This is a genomic window from Sneathiella chinensis (assembly GCF_012720115.1).
GTDB classification, from domain to species: domain Bacteria; phylum Pseudomonadota; class Alphaproteobacteria; order Sneathiellales; family Sneathiellaceae; genus Sneathiella; species Sneathiella chinensis.
In genome coordinates, this window is sequence record NZ_VNWN01000007.1 from 1 (window position 1) to 12,131 (window position 12,131).

Here is a 12,131-nt window from a genome sequence, read left to right on the forward strand (position 1 = left end):
ATCACCCAGTCCTGATTGCCCGTTCCGGTCAGGGTCCAGTTCGACCCCGCATATTTCCTAAAAACACCGAAGCCGACATACTGGGACCCAATCAGGGAAACATCGAAGCTGTCATTCGTACCGCCGTTCAGAGCAAATGTATCAGGAGTGTCGTGGGCAACCACCCGCCCTGTGACAGTCGCCCCGGAATACAGATGGAACTCATTAACCCCGCCCGTAAAACGGACAGCATCACCACGGCCGTTACCACCCGCAATTCCACCAAGGTTCACGCTCGCCTTAAGGGTGCCGGAATTATGAACCCGAAGGTTTTGCCCCACGATGCCCGCGCCGCCCGGGACGTTCGCTTCCCGGCTCATCCCGCCGGTGATACTGCCCTGGTTGTTAATGACAATATTGTCAGCGACAATTCCAGTCCCGCCAGTGGCACCGTCCCCCCCATATATCGAGGCACCATCTTCGTTGACAATGCTTCCGCCTGTCTGGACAATCCCGGCGCCGCCATCGCCATCACGCCCCCCGGCATTTCCAAAACCACCGTCGCCGCCAATGATCTGACCGTAATTCTCGAAAGCACCAGCATTGGTCTGTAAAAGACCGGCACCGCCATCGCCGCCCTGACCGCCCGAGATCGCTGACCAGCCCCCATCACCGCCGCGCCCACCGCGAAAAACACCAGCGGCATAGTTTGTCACATACATCTGATGGCTTGAATAGACTCCATGACCACCGGCACCGCCGCCGCCGCCGCCGCCGCCTGCTAAAGCTACATGACTTCCGTATCCCCCTTGGCCACCATTTCCTCCATCACCGCCCCGCTGATCGCCATAATTTCCATAAGCCGCTGCCGCCGTGGGGAGGTTGACACCAATATATCCGCCGCCGCCGCCGCCGCCGCCGCCGCTACCCATTACGGGGTCACTCTGCCCATCGCCCCCATGTCCGCCATTCTTGGCTCCATCGGTCCCGGCTGTACCAGCGGCCCCCCCTGGGGCTCCAGAGTCACTAAACCCGCCGGCTTGACCTGCCAGGCCAATCTCCCCGCCCTGCCCGCCGTCCCCGCCGTCATCTACCCCGACTTGGTCACCGACCCCACCGGCACCACCACCTGCCAGCGCATATTGAGGAGAGGATAATCCAAGAATGCTCACGGTTGCCAACAAGGCAAGGCAATGACGCGTGTGAATGGACGCAAGACGGTTTGAGAAGATCACAGATGCTTTTTTCATGGAAAATCGCATTCCTTATATTGGCGAAAATTTCACCAATAAATACCACTATAACGAAAAACCCTTCAAACGATTTTCTTGTTGTTTGTTAGAAAACCATCATTTTGATGGGGCCCTCCGCCCCCTAGAACGCCCAGCGAATGGTCACGGCCACCGCGTGGGAAATCTCATCCGAGGCCACATCCCCCTGATAGGAGAGATCAAGCGCGGTATCCGCATTGAGGCCGAGCGTCACCCCGGCGCCAAGCCGCGCCCGGTTGCGGGACCGGTCCGGCCCGTTGATCAGGAAACCGCTGTCCGGTTGCAGCCCTGCCTTGCGTCCCTGCGCCCTGCGGGCCTAATAACGCGCAATAAAAAAGGGCCGGCAAAGCCGACCCTTCCTGATCCTTGTCTGATCAAATGATCTGACGATCAGTTGCCCTTCTGGATTTGTTCCCGGGCAACATCAAGCAACTCGTCCATCTGCCGACGGATGCGGTGATCGGACATTTCCACATTCTTGGCATCCAGATCCTGACGGATCTTGCGGAACACATCCTCGTCGCCTTTTTCTTCCAGATCAGCGATGATCACTTCCTTGGCATAGGCATCAACCGCCTCGCCGCTCAGGCCCATCAACTCGGCCGCCCATGCCCCCAGAAGCTTGTTCCGCCGTGCGGTCGCCTTGAATTCCAGATCACTGTCATGGACGAACTTGTTCTCTTGTGTTTTCTCGCGATCATCAAAACCTGACATATTTGAGCCCTCAAAATTCCTCTAATATCACTGTAATATAACAGCTTTTTGCCTGACAAACACCCCTGTCAACGGCTTCATAATGCTATATACATCTTACATGGCAACGATGCGAGAGCCTACACGGATTTTTTTTTATATTTAAGTGACTATTTCCTGACAGGAAATGTTGTGTTTGCAGCGCAACTGAACTATGTTCCGCATGAAATCGCCGGGAACGCTGGCGATCCTGCCGAACAGGGACATTTCAGGCCCGATCCTGAACGAAAATTCACTGTTCGTCCTGTTGATATACGGGGCCGGCTGGTATTCCGGTCCCTCTTGTTGGAGTCGCATCCATGACACGCCGTAGACGCGTCTACGAAGGCAAGGCCAAGGTCCTTTTCGAAGGTCCCGAACCGGGCACACTCGTCCAGTATTTCAAAGATGACGCCACCGCATTCAATGGCGAGAAAAAATCAACCGTGACCGGAAAGGGTGTCCTGAACAACCGTATTTCCGAACACCTGATGTCCCGCCTTGGCGAAATCGGAATCCAGAACCACTTCATCCGCCGCCTGAACATGCGCGAGCAACTGATCAAGGAAGTGGAAATCATTCCGGTTGAGGTGATCATCCGCAACATTGCTGCCGGCTCCATCTGTTCCCGCCTCGGGATCACCGAGGGAACCGCGCTGCCCCGGGCCATCATCGAATATTGCTTCAAGTCCGACGATTTGAACGATCCGCTGGTTTCCGAAGAGCATATCACCGCCTTTGGCTGGGCCACGCCGCAGGAACTGGATGAAATCATGAACCTGTCGCTGCGGGTCAACGATTTCCTGAGCGGTCTTTTCACCGGCATCGGCATTCGTCTGGTGGACTTCAAGCTGGAATTCGGTCGCTATTATGATGGTGACGAAGTGCAGATCATCCTGGCCGACGAAATCAGCCCGGACAACTGCCGTCTGTGGGACATGGCGACCAATGAAAAGCTCGACAAGGACCGCTTCAGACGTGACCTTGGCGGTGTCGAGGACGCCTATCAGGAAGTGGCGCGGCGCTTGGGTATTCTGCCCGAAGGCGGCCCCGGCGACCTGAAGGGCCCTTCTTCAATCCAATAAACTCCTCAAGGCGCAGCAATTGCGCCTTTTTTTTCTTGTCTACATAGGTAGAGAACAAATGAAAGCTCGTGTAACCATTTCTTTGAAAAACGGTGTTCTGGATCCACAGGGGAAAGCCATTGCGCATGCCCTGCACGGCCTTGGTTTTGACAATGTCGGCGAGGTCCGTCAGGGGAAAGTGATTGAACTGGACCTTGGGGATATTGCCGCCGCGGACGCTCCGGCGGAAGTCGAGAAAATGTGTACGCAGTTGCTGGCCAATACAGTGATCGAAAACTACGAATTCGAACTGCTGGACTAACGCTTTTTGTCAAGGAGACAGACGATATGAAAGCGGCTGTAATTGTTTTTCCGGGATCGAACTGCGACCGCGACATGAAGGTGGCGATCGAACAGTCCCTCGGCACCCCGGCACACATGGTCTGGCACGGTGACAGCGACCTTCCCGATGTGGACCTGATTGCCATTCCGGGCGGTTTTTCCTATGGCGACTACCTGCGCTGCGGCGCCATTGCCGGAAATTCCCCCATCATGCGCGAAGTGGTAAAACGCGCCGCCTCTGGCACACCTGTTCTTGCGGTCTGCAACGGCTTCCAGATTGCCACCGAAACCGGCATGCTGCCGGGTGCCCTGCTGCGCAATGCCAACCAGAAATTCATCTGCAAGGATGTGGACCTGAAAGTGGTTGGCGAGAACAAGCGCTTTTCCGGTGCCTTTGCCTCCGGTCAGGTTGTCCGTTTCCCGGTCGCCCATCATGACGGCAACTATTTCGCCGATGATGAAACACTGGCCCGCCTTGAAGGCGAAGGACTGGTGGCGTTCAAGTATGCCGATGCAAACGGCGAGGTTTCCGATGCGACCAACATCAACGGGTCCCGCAACAATATCGCCGGTATCTATAACGAGGCGGGCAATATCCTTGGCCTGATGCCGCACCCGGAACGCCTGATCAGCGAACAGCTTGGCGGCACCGACGGCAAACTCTTCTTCGACAATCTCGTTAATTCCCTGAATTGAGTGCAAAAATGACGGAAATCACCAAAGAAATCGTTGCTGAGCATGGTTTGTCGGAAAGCGAGTATGAGCGGGTTCTGGAAATTCTGGGCCGCGAACCGAACCTGACAGAACTGGGCATCTTCTCCGTGATGTGGAGCGAGCACTGCTCCTACAAATCCTCAAAGAAATGGCTAAAAACCCTGCCGACAGAGGCCCCGTGGGTCATTTGCGGCCCCGGCGAGAATGCCGGTGTGGTCGATATCGGCGATGGTCAGGCTGCCATTTTCAAGATGGAAAGCCACAACCACCCCTCCTATATCGAGCCTTATCAGGGCGCGGCAACCGGCGTTGGCGGCATCCTGCGTGACGTGTTCACCATGGGCGCCCGCCCCGTTGCCAACATGAACGCCCTGCGTTTTGGCCGTCCCGATCATCCGAAAACCCGCCATCTGGTCAGCGGTGTTGTGTCCGGCATTGGCGGATATGGCAACTGCATGGGCATTCCCACCGTGGGCGGCGAAACCAACTTCCACGCCTCCTATGACGGGAATATTCTGGTCAACGCCATGACCGTCGGTATTGCGGATACGGACAAGATTTTCTATTCCGCCGCTGCCGGTATCGGCAACCCGGTTGTCTATGTGGGCTCCAAAACCGGCCGTGACGGCATTCACGGGGCCACCATGGCCTCTGCGGAATTTGACGATGACAGCGAAGAAAAGCGTCCTACCGTGCAGGTCGGTGACCCGTTCACCGAAAAACTGCTGCTGGAAGCCTGCCTTGAACTGATGGCAACGGACGCCATTGTGGCCATTCAGGACATGGGCGCAGCGGGTCTCACCTCCTCCTCCTTCGAGATGGCCGACAAGGGCGGCGTGGGCATCCAGATCGATCTGGACAATGTTCCCATGCGCGAGGAAGGCATGACCCCGTATGAAATCATGCTGTCCGAAAGTCAGGAACGGATGCTGATGATCCTGAAACCCGGCCGCGAGGACGAAGCCCGTGCCATTTTCGAAAAATGGGAACTGGATTTCGCCGTCATCGGCAAGGTGACAGACACCGGTAAAATGGTTCTGACCATGCATGGTGACATTGTGGCTGACCTGCCAGTGGCACCGCTTGCGGATTCCGCCCCGGAATATGACCGGCCGTGGGTCAAGACAGAGGCTCCCGCCCCGCTGAAGGCAGATACCCTGCCCGTTCCGGCGGACCTTGGCAAAACCCTTCTTAACCTCATGGGCTCCTCCGAGATTGCCAGCCGTAAATGGATCTGGGAACAGTATGACCACATGGTCATGGGGGACACCATCCAGCGGCCGGGCGGCGATGCGGCGGTTGTTCGTGTGCACGGGACCGACAAGGCCCTTGCCATCACCACCGACTGTACCCCGCGTTATTGCTATGCCGATCCGGAAACCGGCGGTGCGCAGGCCGTGGCCGAAACATGGCGCAACCTGACCGCCACCGGTGCCGATCCGCTGGCCATCACCGATTGCATGAATTTCGGCAACCCGGAACGCCCCGAGATCATGGGGCAGTTTGTCGGCTGTATTGCCGGCATGAAGGCGGCCTGTAACGCCCTTGACTACCCGGTCGTGTCCGGCAACGTGTCTCTTTACAACGAGACAAACGGCACCGGCATTCACCCGACACCTGCCATCGGCGGTATTGGTCTGCTGAAACAGTCCAGCCACATGTCCACCATCGCCTTCAAGGCGGACGGGGAAACCATCCTGCTGGTTGGCGAGACCACCGATAACATGGGTCAGACCATCTATCTTCGCGAAATTGAAGGCCGCGAGGAAGGGGCCCCTCCGGCGATCAATCTGGAACAGGAACGTCGCAACGGCGATTTCGTCCGGGCCTCCATTCAGGCCGGTCTGGTGACGGCCAGCCATGACATTTCCGACGGCGGCCTCGCGGTCGCCCTGTCTGAAATGGCTCTTGCCGGGGACCGGGGTGCCACGATCACTCTTGAGGACAGCCTGCCTGCCCATGCGGCCCTTTTTGCCGAGGATCAGGCCCGTTATGTGATCACCGCAACCGCGGAAAACGCACAAACTCTGCTTGAAAACGCGAAAAAGGCGGATGTCCCCCTTCAAATTCTCGGGACAACCGGTCATAATGAATTGAAAGTAACAGGCATGCTGGCCATATCTGTATCAGATATTCGTCAGGTTCACAGTCAATGGCTGCCAGACCTGATGACCGTGCCGGGCCATTAAGCAGGAGTATGAGTGCATGGCAATGGACGCAGGTGAAATTGAACGCATGATTTGCGAGGGCATTCCCGGTGCAAAAGTCACCATCACCGATCTTCGTGGTGATGGTGATCATTACGCCGCCCTTGTCGTGTCGGAGGCCTTTGAAGGCCTTCCCCGTGTGCGTCAGCATCAGATGGTGTATGAAGCGCTGAAAGGAAAGATGGGGGATGACCTCCATGCCTTGGCGCTGCAGACATCCGTTCCAAAAGACTGAACTGAATTTTTAGATTAAAAAGGACGTGTAAATGCTTGATCAAGCGACTGAAGAACGCATCAAACAGGAAATCTCCTCGAATGATGTTGTGTTGTTCATGAAGGGCACAGCCATTTTCCCGCAATGCGGATTTTCCGCAACCGCGGTGCAGATCCTCTCTCACCTCAACGTCAAGTTCAACGGTATCGACGTCCTGAGTGATCCGAGCATTCGCGAAGGTATCAAGGCCTTCAGCCAGTGGCCTACCATCCCGCAGCTTTATGTGAAGGGTGAATTCATTGGCGGCTGCGATATCATGCGCGAAATGTTTGAAACCGGTGAATTGCAGTCCCTTCTGGAAGAAAAGAACGTGGCTCTGGCCTCTGCCTGATTTCTTCCGGTTCCGAATGCGATGAAGCGGCGCCCCTGTGGCGCCGTTTCCGTTTTACGGCACCCGCCTCCTGATCCATACTCCCCGGATCGACAATTCCCTGAACATCCCTGTTCCCCAGAAAAGAAAGACACGCAATGACAAAGGTGGCCTTTATCGGTATCGGCAATATGGGGTTTGGCATGGCGTCCCGCCTGATGGACGCGGGCCATGACCTGACGGTTTACAATCGGACGGCGGAAAAGGCCGCCCCGCTGGTCGAGGCCGGCGCCCGACTGGCCAGCAGCCCCCATGACGCCGCAAAAGATGCCGAGGTCATCATGACCATGCTCGGGGATGACGACGCCTGCCGCACCGTCTGGCACGGCGAGGATGGTATTCTCAGCGGTCCGCTCCGCCCCGATGCTGTCGCCATTGAATGCTCCACCTTGTCTTACGAGTGGATACTGGAACATGCCCGCCTTGTTGAGAAGGCCGGCCCGGCTTTTCTGGACTGCCCTGTAAACGGTGTCCCGGCGCAAGCGGTCAGCGGGGATTTGATGCTGCTTCTTGGCGGGAACAAGGACCTGATTGCCCGCCTTCAGGATATTCTGAAGCCTCTTTCCTCCAGCCAGCGGCATTTCGGCGGCATCGGTGCCGGGACCGCGTTCAAGCTGATCGTCAACCTGATGAGTTCGGTTCAGATACAGGCCCTTGCCGAAGGATTGTACGCGGCGGACAAGGCCGGACTGGATCTGGAAACCGTGGTCCAGACCCTCGGCGACAGTGCCTGCGGCAGCGATCAGGTAAAACGAAACGGCCCCGTCATGCTGGCCGGAAAGTTTGATGAGAACGTTACCTTTGCAGCAAAGTGGCGTCTCAAGGATACGCGCTATGCCGTTGATTTTGAAAAGAGTGTTGGCTTCAACCCCGGCCTGGGGATCGAGACACTGAACCGGCTTCAACAGTTGGTGGATGACGGGTTCGGCAACTCCAACGGGGCCCGGGTGATCGAGACCCTGCAAAAGGACTAGGCGCGTTTTTCCAATTTGGATATGCTCGGCATGCTATCGCATCGTTTATCCGGGGAACTCATGAGTCAGCAGCTTCTTGTCAAAATCCTGTCCTCCATTCCGGGCGGCGTCTTTAACCTTGTCTATCTTGGGCGGCGCGTCCGGGGCGATGGCATCATCCTCAATACCAAGGCGCAGTTCCTGTGCCGGGTGGTGGAAAAGCAAACCGTTCCCATCGAACAGGAAACCGTTGAAAACGCCCGTGAACAGATCGAAAACCTGTCCGCCCTGCTGGCTGGCGATCCGGTCCATATGGCCGACGTTCAGGATTTCAGCATTCCGGGTCCGGCCGGGGATATCCCGGTGCGGCTGTATCGACCGGCTTCCGCTCCGTCTCCCTCGCCTGTATTGGTGGGCTATCACGGCGGCGGCTTCATTCGCGGCTCTATCGCCAGTCATGACGGCCTGTTCCGGCGGCTGGCGGCCTATGGCGGGTTTTGTGTTCTGTCGGTGGACTATCGCCTTGCGCCGGAACATCGCTATCCTGCAGCAGTGGATGATGCCTATGCCGCGCTTCGCTGGGTGCAGGAACATGGCGCCGAGCGGGGCCTTGATCCAGACCGGGTGGCCGTTGGCGGCGACAGTTCCGGCGGCAATCTGGCGGCGGTTGCCTGTCAGGATGCCAAGCGCCACGGCACGCCCCAACCCCTTTGCCAGCTTTTGATGTATCCCACCACCGATGCCAATTTCACAGCCGAAAGCCATGACCGCTTTGCCAACGGCTTTTTCCTGACGAAAGACCGCATGCACTGGTACCGGGACAATTACCTGTCCGCCCCCGCCGAGATCAACGAAGTGCGCGCCTCCCCCGGTCTTGAAACCGATCTGGCCGGTCTTGCCCCGGCACTGGTGATCACCGCCGGATTTGATCCTCTTCGGGATGAGGCGGAAAGTTACGCCCGTGCCCTGAAAGAGGCGGGCGTTCCCATGGGCATCCTCCGTTTTGAAGGCATGGTTCACGGCTTCATGTCCCTGACCGGCCTGTTCCCCGAAGCAGAAAAAGCCCTCAAAACCGCCGCAGAAACCCTCAAAAACCGTTTATTTACAGAGTAACCGATGTGACCCCTCTCCCGCATCTTCGGCAAATCGGCCGGGAACTGTTTGTTGAAAGTCTGGCCGTTTATTGGGGCCTTCTCAAGATCATGGTGCCGGTCATGGTGCTGGTGGAAGCCGGAACCCGGATCGGGCTGGTGGAGATGCTCAGCGACCTGTGTGAGCCGGTCATGGCCTTTGTCGGCCTGCCCGCCGAGACCGCCATTGTCCTTGCCACCAATCTGGTTGTGGGGCTCTATGCCGCCGGGGCTGTTCTGGTCAGTATTCAGGGGGATGTCTCCCTGACCATCGGTAACATGACCGTGCTGGCGGGTATGATGCTGTTTGCCCATGCCCTGCCTGTCGAGGTGACAATCGTCAAAAAAGCCGGGTGCAGCCTGCTGGTTTCCCTGCTCACCCGGCTTGGCGCGGCTTTCCTCTATGGTTGGCTCCTGCACCTGATCTATCGGGGGATGGACGGCTTTAACGAACCGGCCACCATCCTGATCGCCGCCGGCACCGACAACGGTGATGGCTCATGGATAAGCTGGATACAATCCTCGGCCATCGGGTTGTTCTGGATTTACTGGGTTCTCTTGTTCCTGATCGTATTCCTGCGCATTTTGAAGGAAACCGGCGTGACGGACTTCCTGACCCGGATGCTGACGCCCGTCCTCCGCCTCATCGGGATTGGGCCCAACGCGGCCCCGCTGGCCATGGTCGGTATTCTGTTGGGCCTGTCCTTTGGCGGGGCCTTGATCCTGCGGGAAATCCAGAAGGCCGGTCTCAATCCGAAAAGTATCTTTCTTTCCATGGTTTTCATGGGTTTCTGCCATAGTTTGATAGAAGACACCCTGATTGCCATTGCCTTTGGCGGGCACTGGAGCGGGGTGTTCGTCGGAAGGATTGTTGTTGCCATTCTGCTGATCCTTCCCATCAGCTACTGTATCCTGAAAATGCCGGACCGGATTTTCCACTCCCTGCTGTTCAAGGCAAATAAAGACATTCCGGACCAAAAAACAGAAAAGTGACATGCCTGCACCGGAAAAAAGACTGTCCCTGACCCTCATTGCCCTGTCACAGGTCAGCATCATGGCGCTGTGGTTCTCCGCCTCGGCCATTGCCCCCTCGCTGCAGGCAGAGTTCGGGATTTCCGGGGAACAGGTTTCTCTGCTGACCAGTGCGGTTCAGGCCGGGTTCGTTGCGGGCGCGGTTCTCAGCGCCTTTCTGGGCATGGCCGACCGGATTGACCCGCGCCGCTTCATCATGGCCTCCGGGTTGGTGGCGGCGGTTGCCAACCTGTTCATCCTGTGGGTCCCGCCGGATTCCGTCAGCATCGTCCTGCTGCGCTTTCTGACCGGTCTTTGTATGGCCGGGGTCTATCCGGTGGGCATGAAGCTCGCCACCTCATGGGCCAAGGGGGATTTGGGGCTACTGGTGGGTATTCTGGTGGCCGCCCTGACCCTCGGCTCCTCGGCCCCGCATCTGTTCAACGCCTTCGGCGGGCTGGAATGGCGCTTTACCATTATCAGTGCGTCCCTTGCCGCCGCTGTGGGGTCCCTGCTGATCAACCTGTCGAAGATCGGCCCCAACATGGCCCCGTCCGCCCCCTTCAATCCACGGGCCGCCCTCAGCGCCTTCTCCATCCCCAGTCTTCGGCTGGCCAATTTCGGGTATCTTGGCCATATGTGGGAACTCTATGCCATGTGGGCATGGATCGGGGTGTTTCTGGATGCCAGCTTCCGTTTGTCCATGCAGGACGGGGATGCCGGTCTCTGGTCTCGCCTTGCCGCCTTTGCAGTGATCGGCCTTGGCGGTGCGTTCGGCTGTCTGCTGGCCGGGGGGCTGGCCGACCGGTTGGGGCGCACCACGCTCACCATGGCCGCCATGACTGTCAGCGGCACCTGCGCCCTTGTGGTCGGGTTTTTCTTTGGCGCCTCACCGCTGCTTGTGTTTCTGATCTGCCTGATCTGGGGCATTTCCATTATTGCCGATTCCGCCCAGTTTTCCGCCAGCATCGCCGAACTTTCCCCCCGTGACCGGGTCGGCACCATGCTGACCATCCAGACGGCCACCGGTTTTCTGTTGACGCTGGGCGCCATCCACCTGATGCCCTATGTGGTATCCATGTTCGGCTGGACCCATGCCTTCGCCGCGCTGGCCATCGGCCCGTTTCTCGGGGTTATCGCCATGGGGCGCCTGCGCCGTCATCCCGACGCAATCAAGATGGCCAACGGCCGCCGCTAAACCAGCGACACCAAAGCCCCGCCGGGTGCCCTTTCCACCCCGCCCCCGCCAACGATCACAAGCGGATCGCACAAAGGCAACGGGCCGGCACCAGTATCTGTAGCAATACCATTCACCAGATCGGTTCCAAAGGCTCAGGCTCAGGCTCAGGCTCAGGCTCAGGCACAGCCACAAGCACAAGCACAAGCACAAGCACAAGCACAAGCACAGCCGCAACTACAATAATGATCGCGGTCGTTTCCCGTACTTGAGACTACCGCTAGCGGTTTGGGACCGCCTACAGACGTTCCCACAACAGAGCGTTGGAATAGGCATGACCGTTTCTGGCCATGTCCGGCCCGGTTGTCAGCAAAAGCCGATCCCCATCCCAACCGATGGTCCGTACAAGGGGCGAACCGATCCATTCGGGGATGGTCGCCAGATCGACATCGTGAATGACTTCGTCCCCCTCAATCCGAAAATCCCCCGCATAGGACAGGCATTTGGCTGCCGGGGTATCGATACCGGGGGCCTCATCGCCAAAATCGGCGCGCATCAGAAAGCCGGACATGCGCCCCGCTGACGTATAGACAAGTTGCCCTTTCGATCCCTCACCCATGGGATATTTGTAAAACTCGCCATCCTTGAATGATTTCCAGTCCAGCAGGCGCCATGTCCCGACCAGATCCTCCCGATCTGTTTTCCCGCTCATCTCCCTCTCCCTTTTTTTGTTTTTATCAGCATAACAACAAAAAAACCGGCATCAACAAGAATGCCGGTTTCGGGTTCTGTGCCTGAGCTTAGGCTTAGGCTTAGGCTTAGGCTTAGGCTTGGTACTGGGCTTTAGGCCTGATCCATTGCTGCCAGCGCCATGAATTGGCCTCTGGCAGCAAATCGACTGAAAATC

12 protein-coding genes and 1 pseudogene are annotated in these 12,131 nt (G+C 57.6%); 10 read left to right on the forward strand and 3 right to left on the reverse strand.

Features of this window, described 5'->3' with window-relative positions; all coding sequences use genetic code 11:
• Positions 1-1,229, reverse strand: a pseudogene (locus FQB27_RS12415) (hypothetical protein); the annotation flags it as partial.
• 411 nt (positions 1,230-1,640) lie between these two features.
• Positions 1,641-1,964 carry a DUF1476 domain-containing protein gene (locus tag FQB27_RS12420; protein ID WP_169561384.1) on the reverse strand — a complete coding sequence of 108 codons (324 nt, stop codon included), beginning with the start codon at positions 1,962-1,964 and terminating at the stop codon, positions 1,641-1,643.
• A 338-nt stretch (positions 1,965-2,302) separates the two neighbouring features.
• Here FQB27_RS12420 and purC point away from each other — a divergent pair, with 338 nt between their 5' ends.
• The 10 genes from purC (at position 2,303) to FQB27_RS12470 (ending at position 11,245) form a co-directional block, all read left to right on the forward strand.
• Entirely contained in the window at positions 2,303-3,067 is a 765-nt protein-coding gene (gene purC / locus FQB27_RS12425) for a phosphoribosylaminoimidazolesuccinocarboxamide synthase (protein WP_169561385.1), read from the forward strand.
• Positions 3,068-3,125: 58 nt separating this feature from the next.
• Complete coding sequence (purS, locus tag FQB27_RS12430; RefSeq protein ID WP_169561386.1) at positions 3,126-3,368, forward strand: phosphoribosylformylglycinamidine synthase subunit PurS; 243 nt, start codon at positions 3,126-3,128, stop codon at positions 3,366-3,368.
• Positions 3,369-3,394: 26 nt separating this feature from the next.
• Positions 3,395-4,084 carry a phosphoribosylformylglycinamidine synthase subunit PurQ gene (purQ, locus tag FQB27_RS12435; protein WP_169561387.1) on the forward strand — a complete coding sequence of 230 codons (690 nt, stop codon included), beginning with the start codon at positions 3,395-3,397 and terminating at the stop codon, positions 4,082-4,084.
• Between the two features lie 8 nt (positions 4,085-4,092).
• Complete coding sequence (purL, locus tag FQB27_RS12440) at positions 4,093-6,291, forward strand: phosphoribosylformylglycinamidine synthase subunit PurL (protein ID WP_169561388.1); 2,199 nt, start codon at positions 4,093-4,095, stop codon at positions 6,289-6,291.
• A gap of 16 nt (positions 6,292-6,307) precedes the next feature.
• A complete protein-coding gene (locus FQB27_RS12445; RefSeq protein WP_169561389.1) occupies positions 6,308-6,544 on the forward strand; it encodes a BolA family protein in 237 nt (78 codons plus the stop codon).
• A 31-nt stretch (positions 6,545-6,575) separates the two neighbouring features.
• Positions 6,576-6,914, forward strand: coding sequence for a Grx4 family monothiol glutaredoxin (grxD, locus tag FQB27_RS12450; protein WP_169561390.1), 339 nt, complete (start codon positions 6,576-6,578; stop codon positions 6,912-6,914).
• A gap of 137 nt (positions 6,915-7,051) precedes the next feature.
• Positions 7,052-7,927 (forward strand): NAD(P)-dependent oxidoreductase, encoded by an 876-nt coding sequence (locus tag FQB27_RS12455; RefSeq protein ID WP_169561391.1) that lies wholly within the window; start codon positions 7,052-7,054, stop codon positions 7,925-7,927.
• 60 nt (positions 7,928-7,987) lie between these two features.
• Positions 7,988-9,019: an alpha/beta hydrolase gene (locus tag FQB27_RS12460; RefSeq protein ID WP_169561392.1), complete on the forward strand. Its 1,032-nt coding sequence runs from the start codon at positions 7,988-7,990 to the stop codon at positions 9,017-9,019.
• Positions 9,020-9,024: 5 nt separating this feature from the next.
• Positions 9,025-10,029 (forward strand): nucleoside recognition domain-containing protein, encoded by a 1,005-nt coding sequence (locus FQB27_RS16900; RefSeq protein WP_169561393.1) that lies wholly within the window; start codon positions 9,025-9,027, stop codon positions 10,027-10,029.
• A gap of 1 nt (position 10,030) precedes the next feature.
• Complete coding sequence (locus FQB27_RS12470; protein ID WP_169561394.1) at positions 10,031-11,245, forward strand: MFS transporter; 1,215 nt, start codon at positions 10,031-10,033, stop codon at positions 11,243-11,245.
• A 277-nt stretch (positions 11,246-11,522) separates the two neighbouring features.
• Here FQB27_RS12470 and FQB27_RS12475 read toward each other — a convergent pair whose 3' ends face one another.
• Positions 11,523-11,936: a lipocalin-like domain-containing protein gene (locus FQB27_RS12475; RefSeq protein WP_169561395.1), complete on the reverse strand. Its 414-nt coding sequence runs from the start codon at positions 11,934-11,936 to the stop codon at positions 11,523-11,525.
• Positions 11,937-12,131 lie beyond the last annotated feature (195 nt).